General features: G+C 60.9%; 18 protein-coding genes. 4 read left to right on the top strand and 14 right to left on the bottom strand.

The genetic code is table 11. The features are described from left to right. Positions 1-8 precede the first annotated feature (8 nt). From Thiofri_RS12880 to Thiofri_RS12850, 7 genes are all read right to left on the bottom strand, one after another. Positions 9-1,691, bottom strand: coding sequence for a GAF domain-containing protein (locus Thiofri_RS12880; RefSeq protein ID WP_009149718.1), 1,683 nt, complete (start codon positions 1,689-1,691; stop codon positions 9-11). After that, positions 1,688-5,752, bottom strand: coding sequence for a response regulator (locus Thiofri_RS12875; protein ID WP_009149716.1), 4,065 nt, complete (start codon positions 5,750-5,752; stop codon positions 1,688-1,690). Before Thiofri_RS12875 ends, Thiofri_RS12880 begins: the two co-directional genes overlap by 4 nt. Next, entirely contained in the window at positions 5,749-7,866 is a 2,118-nt protein-coding gene (locus Thiofri_RS12870; protein ID WP_009149714.1) for a GAF domain-containing protein, read from the bottom strand. The genes Thiofri_RS12875 and Thiofri_RS12870 overlap by 4 nt, the downstream gene beginning before the upstream one ends. A 70-nt stretch (positions 7,867-7,936) precedes the next feature. Then, complete coding sequence (locus Thiofri_RS12865; RefSeq protein WP_190275824.1) at positions 7,937-8,872, bottom strand: hybrid sensor histidine kinase/response regulator; 936 nt, start codon at positions 8,870-8,872, stop codon at positions 7,937-7,939. A gap of 158 nt (positions 8,873-9,030) precedes the next feature. Continuing rightward, positions 9,031-10,545 carry an ISKra4-like element ISThio1 family transposase gene (locus Thiofri_RS12860; RefSeq protein WP_009146704.1) on the bottom strand — a complete coding sequence of 505 codons (1,515 nt, stop codon included), beginning with the start codon at positions 10,543-10,545 and terminating at the stop codon, positions 9,031-9,033. A 113-nt stretch (positions 10,546-10,658) separates the two neighbouring features. Then, positions 10,659-10,934, bottom strand: a complete 276-nt coding sequence (locus Thiofri_RS12855) for a response regulator (RefSeq protein ID WP_040856028.1) — start codon at positions 10,932-10,934, stop codon at positions 10,659-10,661. 732 nt (positions 10,935-11,666) lie between these two features. Beyond that, positions 11,667-12,536, bottom strand: coding sequence for an HDOD domain-containing protein (locus Thiofri_RS12850; protein WP_009149708.1), 870 nt, complete (start codon positions 12,534-12,536; stop codon positions 11,667-11,669). Between the two features lie 243 nt (positions 12,537-12,779). On the opposite strand from Thiofri_RS12850, the gene Thiofri_RS12845 reads away from it, so the two are divergent. The 4 genes from Thiofri_RS12845 (at position 12,780) to Thiofri_RS12830 (ending at position 18,713) form a co-directional block, all read left to right on the top strand. Continuing rightward, on the top strand, positions 12,780-13,472 hold the full coding sequence (locus Thiofri_RS12845; protein WP_323705222.1) for an AAA family ATPase: 693 nt from the start codon (positions 12,780-12,782) through the stop codon (positions 13,470-13,472). Position 13,473: 1 nt separating this feature from the next. Continuing rightward, positions 13,474-14,583, top strand: coding sequence for a PD-(D/E)XK nuclease domain-containing protein (locus Thiofri_RS12840; RefSeq protein ID WP_456129278.1), 1,110 nt, complete (start codon positions 13,474-13,476; stop codon positions 14,581-14,583). Positions 14,584-14,815: 232 nt separating this feature from the next. Beyond that, positions 14,816-16,657, top strand: a complete 1,842-nt coding sequence (locus Thiofri_RS12835) for an LTA synthase family protein (protein ID WP_223296751.1) — start codon at positions 14,816-14,818, stop codon at positions 16,655-16,657. Positions 16,658-16,664: 7 nt separating this feature from the next. After that, complete coding sequence (locus Thiofri_RS12830) at positions 16,665-18,713, top strand: ClcB-like voltage-gated chloride channel protein (protein WP_223296750.1); 2,049 nt, start codon at positions 16,665-16,667, stop codon at positions 18,711-18,713. Between the two features lie 114 nt (positions 18,714-18,827). Here the strand turns inward: Thiofri_RS12830 and brxL are convergent, their stop codons facing one another. From brxL to Thiofri_RS12795, 7 genes are all read right to left on the bottom strand, one after another. After that, positions 18,828-20,915: a BREX system Lon protease-like protein BrxL gene (brxL, locus tag Thiofri_RS12825; protein WP_009149700.1), complete on the bottom strand. Its 2,088-nt coding sequence runs from the start codon at positions 20,913-20,915 to the stop codon at positions 18,828-18,830. A 4-nt stretch (positions 20,916-20,919) separates the two neighbouring features. Next, on the bottom strand, positions 20,920-23,460 hold the full coding sequence (locus Thiofri_RS12820) for a PglZ domain-containing protein (RefSeq protein WP_009149698.1): 2,541 nt from the start codon (positions 23,458-23,460) through the stop codon (positions 20,920-20,922). Between the two features lie 2 nt (positions 23,461-23,462). After that, positions 23,463-23,753, bottom strand: a complete 291-nt coding sequence (locus tag Thiofri_RS12815) for a hypothetical protein (RefSeq protein ID WP_143741909.1) — start codon at positions 23,751-23,753, stop codon at positions 23,463-23,465. After that, the gene (locus Thiofri_RS12810; protein WP_009149696.1) at positions 23,740-23,973 is read right to left on the bottom strand and encodes a UPF0175 family protein; all 234 of its coding nucleotides are present in this window, start codon (positions 23,971-23,973) and stop codon (positions 23,740-23,742) included. The genes Thiofri_RS12815 and Thiofri_RS12810 overlap by 14 nt, the downstream gene beginning before the upstream one ends. 197 nt (positions 23,974-24,170) lie before the next feature. Continuing rightward, a complete protein-coding gene (locus Thiofri_RS12805) occupies positions 24,171-25,232 on the bottom strand; it encodes a hypothetical protein (protein WP_009149692.1) in 1,062 nt (353 codons plus the stop codon). Further along, positions 25,229-25,474, bottom strand: a complete 246-nt coding sequence (locus Thiofri_RS12800; RefSeq protein WP_009149691.1) for a type II toxin-antitoxin system HicB family antitoxin — start codon at positions 25,472-25,474, stop codon at positions 25,229-25,231. Before Thiofri_RS12800 ends, Thiofri_RS12805 begins: the two co-directional genes overlap by 4 nt. Next, complete coding sequence (locus tag Thiofri_RS12795) at positions 25,471-26,508, bottom strand: BREX-1 system adenine-specific DNA-methyltransferase PglX (protein WP_009149690.1); 1,038 nt, start codon at positions 26,506-26,508, stop codon at positions 25,471-25,473. Before Thiofri_RS12795 ends, Thiofri_RS12800 begins: the two co-directional genes overlap by 4 nt. Positions 26,509-26,511: the final 3 nt, after the last annotated feature.

Below are 26,511 nucleotides of genomic sequence, written 5' to 3'. Positions count from 1 at the left end.
AAGACTCCTTAGCGCGACAGTGCTGGGGTGGTGGGATGGTCTGGAGCCGGCGTCGGTGCGGTGGTCGCTTCAGTTGCCTTGACGGCCAGCGGACTTGCCCTCTGAGTGGTGTTCAGCATGACTTCGAGCTGCATGGCGAGCAAAGGCACCAGGCCATCGAGCAGCGCCCGAGCGGATGGCTCGGGCCACTCCAGGCTGGCGAGTTCCAGCACGCCAAGCAGGCGTTGCTGGCGTTGCAGCGGCAGCAGATCCAGGCGCCGGGGATGAGTCTCGCCCAGGCCGGAGCCGATGCGCCAGAAGCCCTCCGGGGGCTGATCGAACGCCAGGGCGCGCCCTTGCTGCGCGCATTCGCCCAGCAGGCCTTCGCCCATGGCGATCAGCTCGGGTGCGGCCGCGGCCGCATAGTGGCCGATCAGTCGCAGCCGAGTGGGCCCTATTGCCTGATCTGCCTGATCTGGATGCAGTGGCGGAGTCCCGTTCGGCGCCGTCGTGCGCTCGGCCAGGTAAAGGGTGCCCTGGTGCAGCGGATAGCCCTGGCGGAGTAGATCGAAAAACACCCTGGCCAGGTCTTGCAGGGTCAGAGCCTCCTGCGACTTGAGGATGATGTCTGCGAGCAGGGCTTTCGCCTCCGAGGCGGCGGCGAGTTCAGCGACGGCGACCTGTTGCGCGGCCAGCGCCTGGGCGCGCTCCTGACGGCTACCAAACAGACGTAACACCAACCACAGAAGCAGAAACATCATGAGCGCCACTGCGGCTCCGGTGGTCAACCGCTGCGCGAAAGGGGCGACGGTCGTGGCCTTGGCAGTCATGACCAGACGCCAGTCGCCCGCGGGGTCCTGCCAGTCGAGCGGGGCGATGGCCAGATAGTGGCGCTCACCATTGATCAGCAGGGTCCGTTCGCCCGGCTGGTAGCTGAAGCGCACCGGTGGCGGGTCGCCGTTGTCGGCGCCAGCCGCCGAGTCACTCAGGGCGAGATTGGCGACCGGCGGCAACATGGGGCTTCCCACCCAGGACCGCTCGGAGCCCGCGAAGATCAGGCCCTGCGGCGAGATCAGGAACACCCGCTTGACCGTGTTGGCGAGCAAGTGGTCGAGCAGGTCACCGGAGACCTCAATGACGACGACGCCGATGATTGTGCTGGATTTGGTGGCGTCGGCTCGCAGCGGGACGGCAAAGAATAAGCCGTGCTGACGGGAGACGGGGTCAAGCTCCGCATAGATGGTGGCCTTCCCGGCCATGGTGCGCTCGAAATAGGGCCGGAAAGCGAAGTTTTTCCCGGTGAAGAATGTCGAAGGCCCGACATGGAGCACCACATCGCCACTGGCGTTCATCACGAACAGATCTTTGGCGTCGAGCATCGCTTGGGCGGTGCGCAGTGGCTCCAGCGCAGCGCCATCATTCGGGGGCGCATTTCCGCTGACAGCCGATTTCAGCGCCGGCTCGGCGAGACCGAGCAATCGCGCCACACCAATGGACTGACCCGACAGGGTAGCCACTTGGAGCGCCGCCGCGCGCGTATCGACCTGTGCGCTCAGCGCCGCGCTCAGATCGTTCCCCCGCAGCCTGTTCACCAGGCCACTGGCCAGGCCACCCAGGGCCAGGGCGATCAGCGCTGCGAGCCACAGGGAATGGCTGCGATTGGCCAGCAGCCAAGCGGTCAAGGGCCGATCCAGTCTGATATCAGGACTCATAGGTCAAGCTCCCGACGGTTGGCCCATAGATGCAAGGCCTCCCGCGCGGCGTCGAACTCATAACGCTGAAGTTCGCGCTCGATCGACGGCCAGGTTGGGCCGAGCAGCGGCTTGAGCACCGTGGCGTTGCGCCGCCAACAGTCGATGGCGTCGCGATCATCCTCGGCTAACAGTCGCGACAGGTTCCGCAGGGTTTGAAGCAAAGGTGCCGGGATGGGGGCTGTGCTGGAATCGGCGCTAGCAGCCGATCCTGCTGTGTCGACCTCTGGCAGGGTGTTCGCGGCCTTGGCGTTGGCCGCAAGCCAATCCTCCAGCGCCTTGATCAGCGGATCGAGGTGCTCTTTCGTGGTCGCCAGCAAGGCTTGCAGCGCCGGGGCGGGCTGCGGCTCGCGCAGCGCGGCTTCGAGTATCTCGGCGGCCTGTTGCAGGGCGGTGGCGCCGATATTCGCGGCGTTGCCTTTCAGCGTGTGGGCCAGCCGCTCGGCCGTAGCCAGATCCCCGGTCGCGAGCAGCGCCGCGATGCGAGTTGGGGCCTGTTTCTGCCCGGCGGCGAAGCTGCCGAGAATGGACTGATACAGGTCGGGCTTGGCGTCCATTCGCTTGAGTCCGAGTGTTGTGTCCAGACCCGGGATTTGCGAGGGCAGAGGCGTTGATCTTGGCGATGCTGAGGCGCTTGGAGTCTTTGGGGCGCTTAGGGCCGATGCGGTGTCGGGTTGCGCTTCGGCCAGCGGATGCGGGCGCTCGGCGCGCGGCTTGATCCATTCGATCAAAGTGCACCAAAGGTTGTCCGGGTCGATGGGCTTGGCGATATGCGCATTCATACCGGCCGCCGCCGAGCGCTCGCGGTCCTGCGCCAGCACATTGGCGGTCATCGCCAGAATGGGCAGGTCGGCGCACTGCGGCAAGCGCCGGATGGCTTGCGTGGCGGCGATGCCGTCCATGACCGGCATCTGCATGTCCATGAGCACCGCATCATAGGATTGCTCTTGCACCTTGGCGACGGCTTCCTGCCCATTTTCGGCCAGGTCAACCACAAGACCCGCACCCTGCATCAGCTCCATGGCGACCTGCTGGTTGAGGTCGTTGTCCTCGACCAGCAGGATGCGGGCACCCGCGATGGCAGTCAGGTCAAGGCCGCAGGCTTGCGGGAAGGGCGCGACCCCGAGTGGGGCATTGTCCAGACCGAAGGCCCGCATCAGATTGTCGAGCAGCAGCGAGGGATTGACCGGCTTGATTAAGACATTGAAGAAGCCCGCCGCCCCAGCGTCGCGCATGGCTTCATCGCGTCCATAGGTGCTTAACAGCAGCAGATGCGGGCAGGGCTCAAGCCCAAGCTGTCGAATGGCCACGGCGGTATCAAGTCCGTCCAGGTCGGGCATCTGCGCGTCGAGTAAAACCGCTTCATAGGGGGTGTGCTCGGCGGCAGCGCGGCGCAGGGTCGCGAGCGCGGCGGTGCCGCTCGCGCAATCGCCGACGACGAAGCCCATGTTGTTCAGCATCTCGGTCAGCGCCTGGCGCGCACTGTTGTTGTCATCGACGACCAGCAGGTGCCGACCGCGCAGATCGATGGGTGGCGAACGGGCCGGGCTATCACGCTGCGGCAGACCGACGCGGGCGCTGAACCAGAAGGTCGCGCCCTGGCCGAATTCGGACTTCACGCCGACCTCACCGCCCATCAGCTTGGCAAGATTTTTGGAGATCACCAGTCCCAGCCCGGTGCCGCCGTACTTGCGTGAGGTCGAGGTATCCGCCTGCTGGAAGCTGTGGAAGAGTTTGCCCATTTGCGCTTGGGTCAGGCCGATGCCCGTGTCGCGCACCGCAAAGCGCAGGAGTGCCGTGCCCTCGGCGCGCTCAAGCAGGGTGACCTCGATCTCCACTTCGCCCGCGTCGGTGAGCTTGACCGAGTTACTACAGTAGTTCACCAGTACCTGCCCGATCCGCAACGGATCGCCGAGCAGATGCAGGGGCACGTCCGGCGCGATGCGGAAGATGAATTCCAGACCTTTGGCAGCGGCTTTCTCGGCGATGATCGTGGCAACATTGTCGAGCACTTTATGTAGGTCGAAGTTGGTATGCTCCACGACGAGCTTGCCGGCCTCGATCTTGGAGAACACCATAATGTTGTTGATGATGCCGAGCAGGTGCTGACCGGCTTGCTGGATCTTGCGGATATAGTCCTGTTGCCGTGGCGACAGCTCCGTCATCAGGGCCAGATGGGCCATGCCGAGCACCGCATTCATCGGGGTGCGGATTTCATGGCTCATGTTGGCGAGGAAAGCGCTCTCCGTTTTGGCCGTCTGCTCGGCCACTTCCTTGGCATGCAGGATCGTGCGCTCGGCGGTCTTTTGCTCGCTGATATCGACAAAGGTGCCGACCAGGCCGCCGGGACTGCCGTCGGCGCGCCGAAAACCGGCGATGAAATAGAGCATGTCATGCTCGCGACCGTCGGCAAGGCGCATGCTGATTTCGCGTCTGATCTCGCAGGCATTGTCGATGGCGTCTTGATTCTCGCGCTGATAGCGGCGGCGATGTTCTTCTGGTAAGAATTCGAAATCGAGCACCCGCTTGCCGATGAGTTCGTGCCTGTCGACGCCAAATGTTTTTTCGTAGGCGCGGTTGACGCCGAGCAAACGGGTGTCCGGACTCTTGTAGAACACCGGGTAGGGAATGGTGCCGATCAGCGCCTCCTGAAAGCTCGCCTGATCGAGCAAGGCCTGCTGCTTGGCGGCCAGCTCGGCGGCCTGTTCTTCTAAGGCTTGCGCCTGCTGTTGGGTTGCGTGAAGCAGGCGATCGGTTTTCAGCCGGCGCGCGAGAATCTCCATACACATGGCGAGTGTGGGCATCAGGCTGTCCAGGAGTGTCTGTTCCACGTCGCTGAAGCGACGAAAGGCCGCCAGTTCCAGTACAGCCAGCACCTGGTGATCGCGCATGACCGGCAGGACCATCAGGACACTGGGCGCGGTCGAGCCCAAGGCACTGGAGACCACGAAATAGTCACGTGGCGGCTCAGTGATGATGATGGGGGATTTCTCCAGCGCGCATTGACCGATCAGGCCCTCGCCGAGGGCGAAAGACTGATTCAGGGTCTTGCGCTCGCGACAGGCATAGTGGGCCAGCAGGCGGAAGTGCCGCTCGTCGGGTTCGTAAATATAAAAGACGCCCGCAGCCACCTGAAGCGGGGGCGAGACCTCGGCCATCAGCACCTGGGCCAGCGCGGTGAAGCTCGGCGCCGCTTGCAGCAGTGCGCCAATCCGTGCCTGTTGCCCATCGACCCAATGCTCGGCGCGGACCTGATCGGACATGAGCCGATAGGCTTCAACGCCCTGCGCGAGTTCGCCGATCTCCGAATGCCTCCCGGCAAAGGGGAGTTCGGCGACGGATTTGCCGGCGAGCAAATCCTGCATTCGGCGACTCATGGCGATCAACGGTCCGACCACTCGGTGATGGTAGAACCACTCGATGATTGATAGCATCATCAGGGCGTTAATGACCATGAGCGCTAGGTTCAACCGCTCGGCGAAGACCAAGCGCTCGTCCATGGTTGTCGTGATGCGTCCTAGCCGCTCGTCGATCAGGATTCGGAAACGCTCGAGCGATGCATCAATGTGCTCGATCGCATTCAAATACAATTTGCCGTAAACCAGGTCAATGGCGGCCTGATGTTTGCCCTCGCGCGCCAGGATCATGGCTTCGTCCTCAAGCTTGATCAGTTGGTCGGAGGTGTCCTTGGCGGACTCGATCAGCTTGGTTTCTTCGAGGTTCATGCCAAGCTGGCGCAGCGCCGCTTCGGCCTTGTGCCGCCGCTGGGCCACGCGCACCTCGTTCCAGTAGTCGTCGTGGTAAATCTCCTCGCCCGTCGCGGCATAGGCGCGGACGCTAGCCGTCAGGTACTTGGTACCGGCCAGCAGTTGTTCCGCCTGATCGATCATCGCGGTGCGGTGCTGCGCGGCGAGAATCACCTGCTGCCGGGTCAGGTCGTAGTAATAGAACCCGGCCAGATTGGCCCCGATCATCATCAGATAGCCGGCAATGACGATGCGATTGGCGCGCTTGATCATCATGCCGATGGCTCCGCCGGCCTGGCGCTGAAGACAATCACGGCACCAAGGAGCTGGCCCTGCTCCATGATGGACGTGGTCGAATACCGAACGGGCAGTGCGCGCGCGTCCTTGGTGAAAAAGAACGCATCGGCGACCCGGCGGGCTTCGCCATCCTGGAGTGTTAGCTGGATGGGGCACAAAGACTCGGGCTGTGCGCCTGTGTTGGAATCCATCGCCGCGTGCGAGTGAACGTCCTTCATTGCCAGACCGACTACCTCCGGCTCTGCGTAACCGAGCAACGCGAGTGCCGAGCGGTTGCTAAAGGTGATGTGGCCAGCGGCATCCAGCCCCAGAATGCCGTCGTCGGTCGAGTTCAGGATCAAGCGATGGCGCGCTTCATTGCGGGCGGTCTGGCGCAGCAGGGCGCTGGTCGCCTGCGCCTGTAACAGATGGTCCAGACTCAGACACAGGGTTGTTTCAAGTACTTCGAGCAATTGGCGGTCGCTGGGGGTAAAGGCCCTGAGACTGGCCAGCTCCACAACAGCGCAGAGTTTGTCGCCATTGCGTAGCGGGTGCAGCAACAGTGCCACTGGCGCATGCGCGCCGAGACCGGAGTGGATGTCGAAGTACCCAGCGGGCGGGTTATTGAGCAAAATGGGTTGCTGATCCCGGGCGCACTGAAGCAGCAGGCCGCGCGCGGGTGCTGCATCGATCTCCTCGCTGTCGCTGGAAATCTGCGCGCCGGCATAGCGGGCGATGCACTCCAGCCGTTGCTGTTCCGGCTGCCACAGACAATAGATCCCGCGCGCCAGCGGCAGACGCTGGGCCAGCTCCGTGAGCAGGATGCGGCCAAGTTCGGCGGGCGTCGTGGCCTGTTGCAGGCGCGCGACGATGGCGGCTGTGTCACTGTGGCGGTGGGTTTCCTGCTCGGCGAGCTGGCGGGTCTGCTCGACCCATGTCAGGGTTTTGATGATCGGCCGGCGCATCCGCCAGACCTGCGCATGCATTGCCAGAGTGGCCAGCAGGGCGATGCTGAGCATCACCAGCAGCAGAAGCGCCAGCCCTTCGGACGACATTGGCGCGAAGTCGCTGGTCGGCGCCAGGGTGATCAGGATGAGTTGCTCCTGGCCGAGCGGCAACGGTCGCAGGCTGGCCAGCCATTCCTCCCTGTTGCCGGCGATGCCAGCGGGCAGCGCTACCTTAATCTCACGGTCTGGACTCTCGCGGCCCGGAGCCTGGCGCAGGGCGGCCGCCAACAGCGGATAACCGGCCGCGTCCGGCTGTTTCAGCAGGCTTTCCTTGAGTGTCGCCGCCGCCAGCGCGCCGTTGCGAATGCGCTGCCCCGGTGGTGCCAGCAGGTTGCCATCGGTGGTCAACAGGGCGACTTCACCATTGGTGCTGTACGACAGCGAGCTGATAAAGTCCGCCAAATCCGTCAGCAGGATATCGGCTGCGAACACCATCGTCTGGCCGCTGACGGCATCCGTCCACCGCAAGGCCGCGGTGATCCCGGGGGCTGGCGCGGAGGCGAACTGATAGGGAGCGGTCCAATACAGCTCGCCTTCGGCCACCGCCATGGTGCCCTGATACCAGGGGCGCTGGCGCGGATCGAAGGGCTGATCGACCCATTCATCGCCGGCTTGGGTCTCTTTGTCGCGCCAGTGCAGCCAATGTTGCCGCGTTCCCTGCTTTGCGACATCGGTGATGCGGTTTTTCCAGCGCTCTCCATCGCGCATCAGGAAGAACATGCGCCCGTCGGAGCGGGCGAGATACAGACTGCTAAGGACCGGATGCTCGACCAGCGCCGGCAGCAGCAGCCGATTGAAGGCACGAATGTCTTCGAGATCGATCAGACCCTCGTTCGTCCAGTCCCTGCCCATGGGCAGCAGGCGCTCAACCGTGGACGACAGGGCGTCGAGTTTGCTGAGAACTTGCTCTGTCGCCGTCTGCTGCCGCGCCAGTACATCCGCCGCCGCCAGCGGTTTGGACTGCAACAGGTAGAAGCTGCCGGCGATCGCCAGCGTCGCCGCGAGCAGGATGAGTGTGATGATCCAGGCCAGCCGGCGCACCAACGCATTGATGCTGGCGTCACTGAGCCCAGCCATCGCGAGGTTTTCAACATTCTTGTGTTTCATCGCCTGAGCTGTCCCGCAGTCGATGACTGAGATCGAACGGGATGCGGGGATGCGGTGACAGGCATCTGCGCTACCCAGTTGTATAGAGCATCGATAGCGGCTTGGGTTTTGGCAATGTCAGAGTGACCCGCGTTCCGACTTGGGGGGCGCTGCGCATGATCAATTTGCCTCCCATGGTTGTCGCCATGAGACGCGCCGCGTAGGTGCCGAGGCCGGTTCCGTTGCTCTTCCCGGTGGTGACGTACTTGTCAAAGAAGTGCGTGCGGATGCCCTCAGGCACGAGCGAAGGGTTCGACACGGAGAGAATCAATTTCTCAGCTTTGGGCTTGCTGGTCTCAAGCTGATGCTCGATGTCCACTGCTTGCCCTTTGGATGATGCCTCAATTGCGTTCTTGGTCAGGTTGCTCAAGAGCAGGTGCAGCAGCATCTCCTCGACGGGAAACATGATCGTCGAATTCGAATCCGAATCCGAGTTCGAATAGCGCAAGGCCACTCCGCTAGTGTCAGCGAGCGGCTTCATGGAGGACATCACCGAGCCAACGATTCTGTCGATATTCTCGTTGCGCGGCTTGTAGCGGTAACGATGTGTTTCCATCTTGTAAAGATCCAGCGAGCGCTGGATCATGCCCAGAATGCGGTGCCCGGCATCCCGGATGATGTGCAAATTTTCAATCTGATCCGCCGTCAGATTGTCATCTTCGAGCATCAGATCGGCAAAGCCGATAATCGGCGAAAGTGGACCCTTAAGGTCGTGACGTAGAACACGATCTATATCCTCTCGCTGGCGGGCGCCCTGTTCCAGCGCATCGGCCCGCTGATGAACGGCCTGCGCTTGATATTCCAGGGCGATATTCCTCTCGCGCAAGGCGACACTGGCTCGGCTGGCTTGCAAATGGGTGGCGATTCGCAGGCGGACCAGCGCCGCGTTAAAAGGCCTGTGGATATAGTCCGCCGCGCCAAGCTCAAGCCCGCGTATTTCGAATTCTTCTTCGTGCAGCCCAGTCAAAAAGATGACCGGGATCGAGGCGGTGGCGGGATTGTCCTTTAAGCGGGTGCAGACCTCAAAGCCATCGGGTGCGGCTCTTTTGGAACGACGCCAAGCGCCGCAGAATCCAGCGGTTGCGGGCGACGTTTCCGGTCGATGGTGATGGCGCAAGTGAGACATCATGCCGCCACGGGCAAGTCCAGCGGGATCGGTGGTCCTGGATAGTGGCGTCGGTGCTCAGCGTCGAAGTGAAACGCAAGATAGGCCGGCAAGTCCCCACTGATCTTTAGTGAGCGCAGTTTCAGGATCGCCTCGGCGCGGGCCAGCCCCCAACGCGCCCCGGTGAGATCCATGCGATCTTTGACGAGATGGCGACAGGCGCCTTCGATCACACCAGTGGCGATTGGCAGCCCCAGCGCAAGCGCTTGGTCGTATTCGAGGCGCTCGCGGTTGTTGTCGATATAGTCGGCCGCCTTATCGATGGGTTTGCGCGCCGTCTCGCCGAGTTGCTTGCGCGTTGCCGCGCGGCGCAGTCCCACGGCCACGTCGTGGGCGCGACCTTCGAGGATGGCCATGGCGCGCTCCATCACCCACTGCTCGCGCTCCGCGGGGGTCTCGGGAAAGAGCGCATGCGCGGCTTTCCACAGATATTCCAGCACATGGATGAAGTCCTGGATCACCACCACCTCGACCTTGTAGCGCTCGGCCGCGGCTGTGACTTGGCGCAGCAGATCTTCCTGACCGTCACAGAGCACCACCCAGCGGCGGTGCTGATCCGGGTCGCGGCGCATGGCCTCCTCAAACGCCTGCTCGATGACGGTGCGCTGATCGGCCTCCACGCGTGCCCAGGTGCGTTTGTTCTGGACTTCGGGACGTTTGCCCGCGGGGGCTTGTTTGGGATCAAGGATCTGCTCTGGGGTGCGTGGGTAGGGCTCGACCTCATAGACCGAGGCGACGGTGGCCATGCGTTTGCGCTGCTTTTTCTCCCCAGGACTCAGCCGGGTCTGTTGCTTGTGCGCTTGGCGCTCGCGCGCCTTGCGGGTGGCCTCGCGCAAATCGCTGGGGCGCATCACGATGCCCTTGCCGTCAGCACTGATGATCAGGAGGCGTTCGCTCGCTTCATTCGGCTCCTGGGGGACAAAGGGTTGGGCGTAGAAGGCGTCGAAGTCCTGGCTCAGATGCACGGCCACCTCCTCGGCTTGGCGCTTGGCCAGCGTCCCGCCGCCGGCTTGTTCGAGTGCCGCAAGCGCGGCGTCGAAGGAGTTGTTCACGACCTCACCGGCCAGCACCTCGCACAGGCCATGGGAATACCTGCCCGGGGGCAGATTCAGCTCAGCATCCAAGGGGAAGACGCTCTGGAGTCCCCGCGCACCGTAGCCCCGGCGCGTGACGGTCACTTCCCCAAAGCGGGTCTCCAGAAGTCGGGTACAGCCGGCGCGATGATGGGTCCGGGGATAACCATCGGCGCCAATCACGGACGCATACCGCGGTTCCTCTCGCGCTCTTTGTTCCAGGTGCGACTGGACCATCTCACACAGCAGCTTCATGCCGCCCTGTTGCACCAGCGCTTCGATTTCCCCGTGCGTGGCATGTTGGGCTTGCTCCCCGCTCAGCGTCTCAAGCAGTTGGACGAACTGCGCGATCGCCCCCTCGTAGCAATCGAGGCTTGGCAAAGAAATCGTGTAGCATGGCATCGACAGGGTCTCCTCAGGGTCCGTGACAAAAGTTTCGTCCCTTCAGTTTCGCACCCGAGTGGAGGCCCTGTCTTCCCTGTCCTCAGGTTTCTAGCTGGTTAAGCTGTTGTTTTCTAGTCGCTGAGCGTCGTTCTAAAGGAGCCGCACCCAAAGCCATCCAGGCCGGGCATCATAATGTCCAGCAAAATGAGGGTCGGATGCTTTTTCTGTGCAATCTCAAGCGCACTTTCTCCATCGTGCGCCATGGCGACATGGTAATCCTGTGCGAGACAGGTATTAAGAACACGCAGGTTGCTGGGCATGTCATCGACAATAAGAAGAAGCGCCTTTTCCTCCATGACGCCGAGATGATTCGTATTCTTAGTCACAAAAAGCACCTCAATGCTCAACGAATCGATAACCTTTAGACTTCAGGCGCTCCCAGACTGTTGTTCTTGCTCTGGCTCTCTGGCTCTCTGGTTCTCTTGTTCTTGCTCTGGGCGCGCATAAGCCGCCGCGATCATCCGTTGTGGATCGCGGATTCTGGACTGAGAAGCAGAGTAGTCTGGCAGCCGGGCATCTGCCTATCGGGGTTCTGCTTGATAAGCCTAAGGGGAAAGCCCCAAAGGGGTTATTGGGGCCAAGTGCGGCCTCTATGCGGCCAAAACCTCAGGGGGAGATAGGGTTTGCGTGTCGGAGGATGCGCGACAGGCGCTCTCGCATTGCTCGGCCATTTGGTCGCGGGCTTTGGAGTTATGCAGCGCACCCAGCAGGGCCTCGAAGCGCTTTTGGAGGGGTCGGTGGAGTGCCGTGTGCGTCTGCCACCTCTTGTGGCGGTTTGGGGTTTCTGCCGGTTGCCGGTCGGACTTGGCTGCCAGAGGTCCAGGATCACGTGATTCCGATGATGGCCTATGCGAGGAGCTGTTATCGCTGGGCGTTCGGCAAGGAGTCTCCCTCGGCTGCCGCATCGATGTCCGTCGGGAGTGGGCGGCGTTCCATGAGGATGACGCCCTCAGTTCCGGTGAGGCCGAAAGTCGCGGTCGGCTGACCAGGGCGTTGTCGACATTGTTCCAGCTCCGCAGGATCCGCACGCAGCCCCGGCGATTTGGGTGGCGAGTGAGAATCAAATGGGTCGGACGGGTTCACCAGATCACTGATGCCCCTGGGACCAGGATTTCAAAGACATCCATCACTTGCAAACTGATGTTTAGGGGTAGGGCTGTCACCTGTTCCTGGTCCAACCCAAGACGGCTGGTGATCTCTTCCATGGCCTGGGAGGGTGGTGGTGCCGTTTCGTTTGACTGACCTCTGTTGGCTTGAACCACTCCGGCGATGATTTCGGCGGCATGGATGGTCTCGGCTTCCTGATGGTATTGCTCGGCGCCTTCAGGGTGCAGATGATGAGCCACGGCTTGCCATATCCGATCAGGAAAATTCCAGGCATGCAAGAGTTCGCCTCCCAGCGTGGCATAGTCAAAGCCGAAGATGGCTTCCTCGGCCGCTGCGGGGGCGAGGCCTTCACGATCAATGAGTTCAAGAACGCTCAGATAATCTTGCGGGCAGCGGCTGAAAAACACCAGCTTGCCAATACCATGCAGCAGTCCGGCGAGGAATAGCTGCTCGCCACCCTTGAGCTTTAGCTGTTCGTTGAGTTCACGGGCCGCGACACCGCAGGCGACCCCATGAAACCAGAACTGCTCCATGTTGATGCGTTCCGGCGGCAAATCCTGGAATACCTCGACCGCAGCGGTGGCCATGACCAGATTGCGCAGCGCCCCGAAGCCAATCATCGGAATCGCCCGCGCGACGGTGTCAATCGGTGTTTGCCTGGCATAGAGGGCACTGTTGACCAGCCTTAACAGACGCGCCGCGAGCGCCGGGTCGGTCAGTATTACCTCGGCGAGGTCTTCAATCGTCGTCGCCTGATGGTCGATCAGCTCGTTGATTCGGAGCGCCGCTTCAGGAAACGAAAAAAGGTCATGGGTGTCGCGCACCAGGGATTCGGGCGTCATGATCGCAGTGCTCCCGCTCGCCGTCGAAGGATTGAACTCCTGGAAGAAAAATACGCCATTCTCGGGCGCTTGGCGAGCCTCGCGTGAGGGCTTGCGGATGTTGCGCGTTCTCTCGGCCGATCAGGCGAGACCGGCGCCGCTATGGAAAAAGGGTCGATTTTCTGCATCCAAAGGCTGCCGACGCGCCACGGGCATTGGTATCCTGTCGCAAACCTGATGGTAAGGATACGGAGCACGGCGAGCATGAACGCAACCAGCAAGCCCTGGCGCATTCCCTATGGCGTGGCGGATTTTATCAAGCTGCGTGATCGCGGGCATTATTTTGTCGATAAGACCGCCTATCTTCCGTTGCTGGAGCAGGCCGGGGAGTTTCTGTTCCTGATTCGACCGCGCCGCTTTGGCAAGAGTCTGTTGCAGTCAGTGATGGAGTGCTACTACGACGCGCACTGGGTGGAGCGTTTCGATACGCTCTTTGCAGACACTTGGATTAGCGAGAATCCAACACCGGAGAAAGGGCAGTATCTGACGCTGCGCTTCGATTTGTCGGGAGTGCGCTCCAGTCCGGCTTTGGTTGAGGAGTCGTTTGAGGCCTATACCCGCATTATCCTGACCGGATTTCTCAAGCGCCATGCCGCGCGGATTCCCGCCTCTCTAGCGCAGGCGGTGTTGGCGGAAGCCACCATTGCCCGGCGCCTGGAACGTCTGGTTGAAGAGCTGCTCGCGGTCGATCAGAAACTCTTTTTGTTCATCGACGAATACGACAACTTCGCCAACAACATCCTGGTTAATGTCGGGCGGGAGGCCTATCGGGAGCTGACCCATAGCAGCGGTTTTTTTTCGGGACTTCTTCGCGCTCCTGAAAGAAACCGCCGGGCGCACCGGCAGCGGGCTGGCGCGGCTGTTTATCACCGGCGTCTCGCCGATTACGCTCGATGACGTGACCAGTGGGTTCAATATCGGGACCAATATCAGTCTGGAGCCGGAATTCAGTGCCTTGCTCGGCTTTACCCACGCCGAGATGGAAACCCTGTTCGCGGCCTTTGGACAGGATTTCTCCGCCCATCGGTCAGTGATTGATGAGTGGTACAACCACTATCATTTTCATCCCTCGCGCCAAGCGCCCATTGTCAACAGCGACATGGCGCTTTATTACCTGCGCGCGCTGGTGCAGCGCAGTTTGCCACCCGATGAGCTAATCGACCACAACGTGCGCATCGACTACGGCAAGCTGCGCCATCTGGTGCAGGTTGATCAGCAGCTGAGTGATCGGGAACGGCTGGCGGATTCCGCTCGGGCCGAACCGCCGCCGCGACTGAACGGCAATTTTTCGCGCCTGCGCGCCATTATCGAATCCGGCGAGGTGGTCGCGCAGGTACAGACCAGCTTCCCGGCCGAGGGCTTGTTGCGGCAGGACAATTTCATCTCCCTGATCTATTACCTGGGACTCGTCAGTTTTGCCGGGGAGCGCGATGGACGACCCTTACTGAAGATCCCGAATCGCACCGTGCGCCAGTTGATGTATGGCTATCTGCGCGACGGCTACCAGGAAGCCGGCGTCTTTTCCCCCAGTTCCTATGACATCGCCGAGAAGCTCAACCGCATGGCCTATCGCGGGGAGTGGATGCCGTTTTTTGATTATCTGGCCGAGCAGATTGGCGCTCAGGCCAGTGTGAGGGATTTTCTGCAAGGCGAGAAAATGATCCAGGGCTTTTTGCTCGCCTGGCTGAATCTGTCGCCGTATTTTCGGGTGTTTTCCGAGTCCGAGCAGGCCGGGGGCTTTGTCGATCTATATCTGGCGCCCTTTTATTTCAAATTCCCCGACATGCGCCATGCCTATCTGATCGAGCTGAAATATCTCAGCCGCTCGGAGGACAGCCCGGACAAGCGCGAGCGCCTGCTCAATGATGCCCGCGCGCAGCTCAAGCGCTACGCTGGGGATGCGCGCGTGCGTGATCCTCTGGGCCAGGCGCAGTTGCATGCGCTGGTGCTGCTCTACAGTGGCTGGGAGCTGGTGCATCGCGAGGCGCTTGACTTGTCGGCCCCCTAAAGTGCTGGGCTTGGCCGCATTCGCCTGTGTTTTCGCAAGAGGAAGTGACGTGAGTTTCCCGTCCGAGATGAAAGCGGCGATGGCGGGTTGATGCGGGGCCGACAACGAGAACCGCTGGGTTTTATGACGAGTGAATGACAGTTTCGTGACAATCCGCTAATCTGCTGTCGGTCATTGGGCCTGAAATCCAAGGTGATCTGATCGACTCCAACCAACCGCCGTGAAGCCTCTTTTGTCATCCTTCTCTGCCCACCGCGCGCCCCTTGCCTGGGTTGCCGCCCTGTCGTTCGTCGTGCTCTGGTATGTCCTGGCTCAAACGACCATGCAACTGCTGTTGCAGGTCAAGCCCTGGCCCTCGACCTATGCGCGTGACCTGAGCGCGCACCTGCTGCTCGGCGCCTTGCTGTTCGGGATGGCGCGCACCCTGCCGCGCTTCATGATCGCCTGCGCGACCCTGTTCACGGCCCTCACCCTTGGCAACGCCTTGAAGCTCTCAATTCTTGGCGGCCCCGTCGCGCCGGACGATTTCGTCGCTGCGCGCAACATGTTCATGCTGCTCGACGGCTGGGCGTTCGCGGGTGCCGTCCTGATGGTCGCAGCGCCGCTGGTGCTGCTCGGCTGGATGATGGCCTGGCGCCGACGCTCGACCTGGATCAACCTGGGGCTTCTCGCCCTTGGAATCGGGTTGGTGGTGAGTCATCCAGCGCCCATCACCCAGGCCATGGATCGCTATTTCGGCTTCTCGGTGTGGGATCAGCGCGCCAACTTCCAGATGCGCGGCCTGCCTATCCATCTGCTCCAGGAGACCGCGCGCAATCTCTCCCGGCGCGAGACTCCCCCGACGCGCGAGGAGGTTGGCTCAGCCCTGGCCGTGCTCAATGGTTCCATTGGAGATAATGGCATCCAAGGCGCTGTTGCTCCGGTCGCCGACACTGGCCGGCCGCAGCGGAACCTGCACATGATCGTCCTGGAATCCTTCTGGGACCCCATGGTGCTGACCGCCTCCAAGCTGTCCGCCGATCCAATCGATCCGGCCTTCCGCGCGCTCTGGGCAGAGACTGGATATTCGCATGCCCTAGCACCGGTGTTCGGCGGCTACACGGCCAACACAGAATTCGAGGTGCTGTGCGGCTTCCCCGTGAACCGCGACAATGTCTTTTTCGAAGGCGGCCTGCGCCGCGACGCCCCCTGTCTGCCCAAGCATCTGGCGGACGCCGGTTACCGCACCCTGGTCTCGCATCCCAATTCGGCGTCCTTTTGGAATCGGATCAACGCCTATCGGCGGATCGGGTTCGAGACCTATTGGGCCGACAAGGACTTCGAGCTCGACGACATGAATCGCTCATTTCTTAGCGATGAGTCCTTGTACCGTCAGGTGTTTGAGCGCCTGGAGCCGACCTTGAGCGGACCGACGCCGTTCTTCAATTACGTGCTGACCTATTTCGGCCACCTGCATTACCCGCTCAACGATCGCCGACCTCCAGTGATCACCGCCGCAGAAGGCCATGACATTGTTGCGGCCTATGCCAACACCATGTACTACAAGTCGCGGGAGCTCATGGCCTTTCTCGATACGCTGCAACAGGCCGATCCGGACGCGCTGATCGTGCTCTTTGGTGACCATCCGCCCTTTCTTGGCGCCAATTTTGGCGGCTATACTGAATCGGGCGTTCTCGCTAGCCAACGCGGAGACTTCACCGACAGCATGTTTCGCACCCAGGTGGAAACGCCGCTGGTCGTCATTGATGGACAGCGCGGCCCGCTGGCGGTCGGTGATCTACCCTTGTATCAATTACCTGCGCTCCTGCTCGCTCTGCTTGGCGATGACCGTCCCTCCATGATGGATCTCGCGACCCAAGCAACGGATATGCCCAGCATTCGCCCGCTGCCGGGGCTGCATCTCATAATCGACGGCGATCAGGTTAATGCCTGCCGAAGTGGCGATGATGCCGGATGCCAGGACTCAACCGACTGGTTGCAAGCGATCGAGACCCTGAGAACAGACATCTTCAGCGGCGACCAACATGTGCTGCTGGAGTTGCAGGCGCCAGCCGCTAGTTCCAACGACCAATAACACCACCTTGAAAGGGGTTCGATACCAGCTCTGGTTGCGGCTGATGGGCCTGCTGCTCGGATTCGCATTCAGCCCGGCCCCATGTTCGGCAGCTGATCAGACCTTCGGGCCGGTGCGAGACGGCGAGACGCTTTGGGAAATTTCAGGCCGCCTCTACGCCGACCCTGAATTGACCAGTGGGCCGACCAGGGATCAGATCATGTTGGCGCTGCTGGAAGCGAATCCAGACGCCTTCTCGCCTTCGTGCAATCTCAATGGCGTCTTGCGCGTTGGCGGGCTTCTTCGCGTCCCCGACCTGGAACAAGCCAAGCGAATCGACGCCGATTCGGCGCGTGCAGAGGTTCAGCGCCAGTCCCAAGAGTGGGCCGAGCATCGGCGCAGCGGTCAACCAATTCTCTGTCCGGACTTAGCCGATGAGAGCCGTCTGGCGAGCAACCGCGCGGAGACCGAGGCTGAACCTCCTGTGGCTGGCGAGGCCGAGCGGGGCACTGATGATTCGGAAGGCGCCGGGTCGACGGTCGTCTCCGACACGCCAATGCCGACGTCTGACTGTCCGGCGACACCCGCTGCGCCTGCGAACAATGCCGGAGAAGACGCCATCGCCCCGGTGGGCGCTCGGGCGCCGGCCTGGGTGATGACGGCAGTATTGCTTGCCCTGATGGCAACTGCCATGGTGCGTTGGAAACATCGTTGGGAACTCGGCGAGCGCCCAATCAAAGCAAGTACCGCCTTGGGCGCTGCCGCACAATTACCCAAGCGCGCGGTGCTCTTACTCGCCGCGGGCCGAACCGAACTCTATTTGTTGTTGTTAATGGCGACCCTGGCCGGGTTCTTCGGTGCCCTGGTGACGGTCATTTTCCGCGAGGGGATTCGGATGCTCGAATGGCTGGTCAGCGGCCAAGAGAACGGCCTGGTCGCGGCAGCCGAGGCGCTGGCACCCTGGCAGCGACTGCTGCTGCCGGTGGCCGGTGGTCTTCTCGCGGGACTGATCTTGCAGCAGATTGGCGGGCGTCTCAAGGGACGTTCGACTACCGACTACATGGAGGCCGTCGCGATGGGGGATGGCTGGATCAGTGTGCGCCATAGTCTGGTGAAGGCCAGTTCATCGCTGATCACCGTCGCCTCCGGCGGCTCCATCGGTCGCGAGGGCGCGATGGTGCAGCTTGCCGCCATGGTCGCCTCGGCGATGGGACGCATCAGCCGCTTCCCACGCGACCGCTTGCGGCTCTTGGTCGCAGCCGGAGCCGCCGCTGGACTCGCCTCGGCCTACAACGCGCCCATTGCCGCCACCCTCTTTGTTGCCGAGATTGTGCTCGGCTCCATCGCCCTGGAGTATATCGGCCCGCTCATCATCGCAGCGGTGATCGCCAACACCACCGTCCACGAGATTCTCGGCTATGCACCCGTCTATCAGATTCCGGCATTTAGCCTGGTGAGTGACTGGGAACTCGCGCTTTACCTCGTCCTTGGCATCCTCGCCGGTCATCTGGCGCCGGCATTCCTGAGCCTGCTGGAGCGCTCGCACCACTTTTTTGGCCGGCTGCCGATGCCCTTGGCGGGGCGTATGGCCTTGGGCGGACTGGTGGTCGGCGCGATCTCGGTCTACGAACCCCAGGTCTGGGGCAATGGCTATAGCGTGGTCAACGCCGTGTTACGCGATCCTTGGGCCTGGCAGGCCTTGCTCACGGTGCTGGTGCTAAAGATCATCTCAACGGCCGCGACCCATGGCTCGGGTGCGGTTGGCGGCGCCTTCACCCCGACCATCTTCGTCGGGGCCATGCTCGGCGCACTCTTCGGCACCCTGGTGCATACTCTGCTGCCCGACGGCACCGCAACCCCGAACGCCTATGCCGTAGTGGGCATGGGCGCCATGCTCGCCGGTACCACGCACGCCCCGCTAATGTCGATCCTGATGGTCTTCGAACTCACCATGGACTATCAGATTGTACTGCCGCTCATGCTGGCGGTGATCACCGCCCATTACACGGCCAGTCGCTATACCGACATCCGGCCAATGTATGCCGATTCCTTGCTACCGCGCGAGAATCCTGTCTGAGGAAGCCTGATCGTGCTGAGCGAAAACAAGGAACAATTGATCGCTGTTGCAAATTCATGTTCTGTCTTGGGCCGGGATGTCGCCGTGAAGCTCCCATGGAGCAGAGGAGAAAGATTATCCTTGGTAGATGTCGACTTTTGTTTCCAGGCATCGTCTTAAGCTTAAATCGGTTGATCCAATGCCATACCAGCTATCTGGCTTTTGGTAGAAATCCAAGCCTCGGCCAATCTTGATGATCCAGCCATTGTCGATGCGGATTTCTCGATCATGTAAATTCTCGTTGACTTTAATTTCAAGTTGAATATCCATTTCCAACAGGCTTTGTTTGAGTTCATCGAGCCGGCTTGCCATTTCTTTCAGGTCTGTTTTGTCATCATAGGACGTGACCAAGGTGATTTTTCTGATGGTCGCTTGCTTGACAAGGGTCTCGCAGAAGCGAACGAAATTTTGGATCTGGTGATTGGCGCGGATATAGGGATCTTCGATCAGGACGGCTTTCGCATTAACCAAATAGGGACTCATGAGCGATTCGTAGCTGAAACCTGTCGCGCCGTACTGGATGGTGAAATGCTGTTCTTTAAGGACGGGGATGATGGGTTCAATCGCTTCCTGCAAATCGGCACACGATGATTCCGGGGCCGGTGTTTCCGCTTCTGTTTTCACTGAAGGCACCGATGGTCGTGCGCTTTTTTGATCACTCTCACCCGTTGGATGATGAATGTTCTTCCGCGCGGGTTCCTGGGTTGCGATCGCTGATTTGGATTCCGGGCAGAAGACAATGGTGTCTTGTCCCTTGCTGTTGATGAAGGATAAATTGATCAGCGCAAATTCATCGTCTGACTTGCGCTTGTTCATCTGCTCCTTGACGCGCCGCCGGCATTCAGTCGCATAAGCGACGTATTCATCGAATTCGTCATCATCGGGTGGGCCAGACGGATGCAATATCTTGAGCAAGGCCGCGACGGTCTTCTTGATGCCCTTCTCATCACGGCCTTCAACGGCTTGGCCGAGTTTGATCCGCTGGCTGACTTCCTCATAGCGGTTGGTATGCTTTAACTGGTGATGGAAGGCTTCCGCCAGGTAATCGGTGATGAAGCCGTAATTGCCGGTGAGAAATTCGCTGCTGTTCTTGGGCATTTCCCAGCCGGGCAAGTAAGCGGCGAAGCGGTCCATGATCGCCAGGTCGAATTCCTTGGGCAGCGGTTGAAACAGATCGTAGACCTCGGAATTGACGATCTGCGACACGGACAGATCGAGATTGCCGACAAAGGCCATGGAGGCATCGGCGATGACCTCGACGCCGCGTGAGAAGCGGCCATTGGCCATGAAGTCCTTCATGATCTGAATGGTGTCGGGGTCTTTGATCTTGATGCCGCCCACCTCATCAAAGGCCACCGTGTCCCAGAAGCCCACCAGGCCGATCTTCTTGCGCTGGTTGTTATAGAAGAGCGTCGCCTTGGTCGCCTGGCCGCCACTGATCAGGGTGGAATAAGGGGAAAATTCACTAAAGAAATACGACTTGCCGGTTCCCCGTGGCCCCAGTTCAATAAAGTTGTAGTTGGGCTCGACCAGGGGCAGCAGGCGGGCGATGAAATGCAGCTTGACCCGGTGCGTCAGTTTGGCGGGTTCCAGACCCATGGAGCGCAGGATGACATCCAGCCATTCCTCTCGACTGAACTGACTGCGGCCCTCGCAATAGGCGGCATAGTCAAAGCGGCTTAGTTGAATGGGGCGCAGGTCTTCGATATAAAAGGTGTAATCGTCGTCTTCAATTTCGTTGTAGGCAATGGCGATTTCCGCCCACAGGCCGCCTTGGAGCAGGCGATCGTTATCCCGGTAAAACTTCTCTCCAATGGCCACCCGGCGCGAGTCGAAATTTTCCAGCGCTGCCCAGTGGCGTTTATCCTTCTCCACATAGTTGACATGCACCTTGTCGATGAACCGGTATTTCCCCTTGGTGGCCACCTTCGATTGCGCCATATTGGCCTCGTTGGGACGCACATAATTGTCCTGCAAGGTGTCGAGCACCGCCTCCAGACCGGCCTGGATCTCGTCATCGTCATCACTGGCACAGAAGCGCGCCAGCAAAAACTCCAGCACGAAGGTCGGGACATTGGTGCCTTTCTTAATGCGGTGGAGCAGATCTTTGCGCACCACCTTGCCGTCAAAGACACCGGTCAATTTCGTGTCAAGTGCATCCATGGGGTTAAACCGTGTAATCCGTTTCCAGATCCAATTGCGCGAAGAGGCCCATGGTATTGGGATTTAACGCCAGCACCTTGAACTTACCCTCGTACTCCATGCTCATCTTGAGGGTGATTTTCACCTGATCGCCCGGTTTCAGGGTGATGGTGCCCGAAGCGGGATCGACCAGGCCACCCGGTTTGGCCTCACCCACCACATTGCCCTTTTTGTCCTGGGCTTCGAGCAGGATTTCAAACTCGCCATCTTCGGAGAACAGATCCTGGGATTCCACCGCCACCTCAAAGACGGGCACCCGTGTGGTGATGTGCCGGCTCATCCCCTGCTTGTAACTGAGGGCCACCTTGGCCTGCTGTAACTTCGGTTGATCGGCGGCGGTCAATTGCAGGCGGATGACCGGAACCACCAATTCTTGCAGGGACGCCCCGCCATGAAAGTAGGTCAGCCCGCTGCGATACGCCGCCAGGCTCAAGGGGCCGGCCAAGCGGGCGAAATCGCCGCGCACGCCGAGCTTCTCGGTCGGCAGATTAAAATGGTGGCGGTCTTCCGCGCCCTGACCGAGCAGGCAACGATCATGCACGCAGAGCCAATCACCGACCGGCTTGGTGCAGGAATCGCCGGGGCCGGCATGGGTGTTCATGAAAAAGCCATGGTCCGTGGCGATGATGACCTCGCGGAATCCCTGTGCCTTGAGCATGGTGACGGCAACGCGGATGCGCTTGAGCGCATTGGTCAATTCGCCCGGCGCGCTGTCCGGATGGTTTTCGAACTGACTGTCGATCTCGACCGAGCGCAGCACCAACAGATCGGCATCCGGGTCAAGTTTGAGTTTCTTCAGCACGAAATCATCGAGCCGCCCCTGTTGAAAGCGTTGCCCATAGCGCTTGCGGATCACGTCCATGCGCTGAGTCACAGTGGTCACCGCCTGGTCATGGAGCGTGGGCGTGATCTCGCCATCGGTCTTCACCAGCCGCAAGCCGGCTTGCGCGGCGGGCAACAGGCTCGCCATGCCGACCGGGGTGATACTGGGCAGTGGTGCCATGGCGGCGCGCAACTCCACCTGGCCGTCTTCTGCCAACTGGCGCTCCAGTGCCACGCCGAGTTCGTAGCGCAGCGCATCAATCAGGAGATAGGCCACTCGCTGGCCACTCTGCTGGAGCGGCGGCGCGACCAGGGTATCGAAGACCTCCGTGTTGCTGAGTCGGCCGGTCAAGGGCCAGCCGGTGTGTTGCAGATGCTGGGTAAAGCGCTGCTGCACCAGGCTTGCCAGTTGGCCATAGACCTGGCGCCCCTGATCGATCACCGGCTGCATCAGTCCCTCCGCGTCTTGCCAGGCGTAGCCGCTGACGGCTTGCTCAAACTCCCGATGTAAACGATCCATCTCCCGCAACTGGCGCACATAAAAATCCACCAGCGTCTCCAGCCCCGCGCTGTGATCCCCGAGCACCCGATCAAGATCGGCGCAGGTGTCCACCAGGGTAGCGGTCGCCTGCAAGAGATCCCACTGGGCTTGGCTTTCCCCCTTGCCCGTCCAGACCGACCCCCGGTGCTGGGCCAAAATGGCGCGCGCCTGGTCACTGTCGTCCGCGAGCAAGGCGGCCATGGCTTGGCGCAGAAAGGCGCGTTCTTCAAAGGCAAAGGTGTCGCGCGTGCCAAGATCGGTCGGCTGGGCGCAGAGTTGGGCGCAGAGCTGAGCCAGGTCGAGTTCCTGCTCGACGCGCTCGGCCTGTTCGATGTAGCGGGCTTGGGTGCGCAGGTCGCTGCGCAGCCGATCACAGAGATCCTCGACCAGCAGGCGCGACGCATCGCTTGCCCGAGGCACGCCTTCCAATGCGGCGGGCAAGGACTCCGGCAGATCGAACGCGAATTCGCTGAACAACAGAAAGCGCCAGAACTCATCGGCGATACTCGACCAGGTCTTGCCCTTGGTCTTGAGGCGCAAGCCAAAACTGCTCTTGAGCAGGTCACGCGCCTCCTTCACCCAAGCCTCATTGTCCTTGAGCCGGGTTTGCTGTTTTGGACTCGGCGCCAACAGGTCGAACAGGATGTCGCGGCTCGATTCCCGATTGAGCAGGGCACGGAGATTGGGCCAGCCCAGGCCACCGGCGCCGATGGCATCAATGACCGCGAAGCTCGGGTTGGCATTCTCGGCAAAGACCGCCCGCACCTGAGTGGCATCATCCGGCTTGGCCTTGAGGCAGAGCGCCTGGTAATCATCGCCATCGCCTTCTGGAAAGACCGCGCCACAGGCAGCGTAGAGGGCAAAGGGGTCGTGTTGCTGGTCTTCCTCGTTCAGGGGCTTGGGAGTGGGCACATAGACCAGCAGTTCGTGGATCTCTTGGTTGCCGAGCCGTCCGAGCGCGTTCAGCGCCGCAAGACGGCTGTCGATGCTGGATTCAGAGGCATCCACCACTTCGCGCTGTTCGCTTGCCAGGGCCAGACAGAGATCCCGGTAGCGACGCTCAGGGTCATAGACAGCCAGCACCTGGTGCTTGGCCAGTCGGGGGAGCAGGACTTCCTGGCTGATGAATTCAGTAATGGACATTTCTATTTCCAGGCCATCGCCGCATCGAGAGCATCCTTGAATGCATTAAAGCTGCATGATTTATTATTCTTGGGGTCCATATTTGGGGCAATAGAACGTGCCAGATCCATTTTTCTAAGGCCGGTTAAAAAATAATTTGCACGTTTCATCAGTCGTTCAAGCGCTTCCCAGGTGCCTCCGGAAATTTGATCAGGGTCGCGATACAATAGCGCAGGCAGCAGCCCCTCGCGTTTGATCCGCAAGAGCCCAATCAATGGCGATGCGTTGACGATAACGCAATCAGACATCGTCATCCAAGTCCTCTTGGAACGGCGAAACGCCCAGTCGGGACAGACCGAGTATGAAATCCAGACGCGACAGCCCAGCAATTTCAGCCCCCCTTTCCTGCGAGATGAGGCCCAACTCGTACCACTTGGCGGCGGCAGCGAGGCGCATCTCGGCTTCCATTTCGCGCGGATCCTTCCGCAGAGCCGAGAAAGCACCGTCTGGAAGTTTAATCGCGATGGTTGTCATCGTGTATCAGACCTTGAAATAGGTACAATAAGAATCTCCACCTCCTGTCCCCAAAATGGCTCGGGCAATTGGAGAGAGATTTGCCCATTCTCCACGGTTTGAATCGTGCGCATTGCTTCCATCGACTTTGATCCTCAATTTTGCTCTTTGCTGGAATAGACTGACACGCGGTCGCGTCGGTGGCGGCTTGCCTCGTGCTATCTCGGGAGTTTGTGCTGGATGAGTTGCGTCAGCTCGGCGTCTGAGAGTTGTTTGGGGCGCCATTCCAGCTTGACGCCCCCCTTGGCCTTGCTGCGGCCTTTGCCTTTGGGCTTTTCGGTCACTGTCACTTCCTCCCAGAAATCCTGCTCCACGCCGTGGGCGATGGCGAGGCTGCGGTCTTGGTGGCATTTGCGCAAGACTCGTTCGGGCCAGTAGCTCAGCGCCAGGTGCGCCCAGTCGTAGTCGCCTGTTTCGAGCTTGGTCCAGGTGTCCTTGAGGGTCTTTTGCCACTTGGGCAGTTTGAACAGCGGCCACAGGGGCGCGGCGGTGATCTGCACGCCGTCGTTCAGGTTGGGTTGCCAGTCGCGGGCGATGCGCAGCAGCTGGTCGCGGAACGCGGTCAATTCCGTGTCGAGGTCGGCGAAGGTGGCGAAGTCTTTTTCCTCCTTGGGGGTGCGGGTGGCTTTGTTGGCCAGGACGGCGCGGCTGTTGCGGACCTGGGCCAATTTCCCCTGGGGGCCGTCGAGGAAATCATTGACGCAGCTGTAGAGGGTCTGGGGTGTGAGGCGGTGGTAGTAGAGCCAGAGGGTATAGCGGCCGGATGGGGTGGACAGCGGCCAGTAGATGGGCGCCTGGCGGCGGCTTTTGCTATGGCGTTTCAGGTGGTCGGCGAAGAAGGCGGCGGGGCGGCGGAAGTAGTCGCGCAGGGCGTTGACGCCGAGGATGTCGCAGGCTTGCTGCTGGATGGCGTCAGCATCGTCGCCGAAGATCAGCGCGAGTGCCTGCTGGATGGGGCGCTCGAGATCGCGCGGGTGGCCGGGGTCATCGACCAGAATGCCATCCCAGGCGACATCGAGCAGATCAGCGCCGGCGTTGTGCATTGGGTGCTCGTCCCCGTCTGCGAGCATGCCGGGCGCGGCGGTGGGCAGCGGGTCGAAAGGCTCAGGCTCGGTGGTGGGCTGGCGCGCGGCGGTGGCTTGGCGGATATCGAAGCGCCCGAAGGCCAGGCCCAGCAGCCAGTCGAGCAACTCGGCGGTCAGCGCGGTGGCGTCGCTCATGCCGCTTGCACCAGCAGCCGATGGCGGATCGGCGGCGCGGGTTGGCCGAGCTTATCGAGGCTTTCCAGGCAGAGATCCAAGGCTTCACAGGCGTTCGCAAAGGCCTCGGTCAGGGTCTTGCCGCTGGTGATGATTTGCGGGATGTCCGGGAAGTCGACGCTGTAGATTGGATCCTTGGCTAAATACTCGATGGTGAACAGATAGCCGCGATAGACATGCTGGGTGGTCATCATGGCGGTCATTCTTTGTCCTCATTGTCGTTGTCATCCGCGCTGGACTCGGCGAGGGTTTCGCCGCTCAACGCGGCGGCCCGATCTTCCGCCGAGAAGCCGTAGAGATCGAAACAGATGGCGTCGATCTGGCGTTGGATGTCGGCGAGTTCGTCTTGGGTTTCGGCGACGCGGCGATTCCATGCTGCCGCCCGTTCGGCGAGGGTCGCGCCCTCGACCTGGAGCAGTGCCGGCAGGGTGAAGGCGTGCGAGGTTTGGTTGCCGGTGTCGAGGGCGCGCTTGAGCGACCAGGCGCGACGGGCCAAGGTGGCGAGTTCGGTTTGTTGGTCAGTGGTCAGCGGCGGGATGGGGGTTTTCTGGATGACGCCGACTTCGTAGGAACCGAAGGCCATTTGCAGGGAAACCAGCAAAAAGAAGGCGCGGCTGTTGGTCAGGGCGAGCAGCGCCAGCAATTCCTCGGGGTCGTCATTGGCCACGAAGGCGGCTGGGCCTTTGTCGGCGAAGATGCAGCCGGCCGGCATGGCGCGCAGGCTCAAGCCGCTGGTTGTTCGACGAGGCCAGGTGAGGCCGGGGCGGAAGTAGTGTTCGGTTGAACGGATGTTTCGCGCCCAATGGCCACCACCATACCTGACAACAATCCAGGCTTTCATCTCGGCCCCATTGTTGCTCCAATTAATCGACAGGTAGTGGTCGAAATACATGCGGGCAAAAGCCCCGCCCTTCGCATAGGGAAACCACCTTAGAGACACAGCAAGACGGTGTTGCGTAACGGTTTCCCACCATGTGCGCAAGAACCGAAAGTCATCAAGTGTTCCAGTTCCGCTGGTCGCCAGCGCATGGTCGCCAAAAGCTGAAAAGCGCCGAAACGTCTCCCTTACCGCCTCACTCACCCAATACGCAAAGGGCTGACCGGGTATCGCATCGAAGGCGCCGGGCGCGACCTCAAAGCAGCGCGGATCATCGCCGCCGGAGCGCTGTCGATCACACAGATCCAGCAGCGCCGATGCCTTGTCGGATTCGGATAACAAACGCAGGAAGGTGGTCATTTG

It is taken from the genome of Thiorhodovibrio frisius (assembly GCF_033954835.1).
GTDB lineage: Bacteria > Pseudomonadota > Gammaproteobacteria > Chromatiales > Chromatiaceae > Thiorhodovibrio > Thiorhodovibrio frisius.
This window is presented reverse-complemented; position numbering and strand designations above follow the sequence as displayed.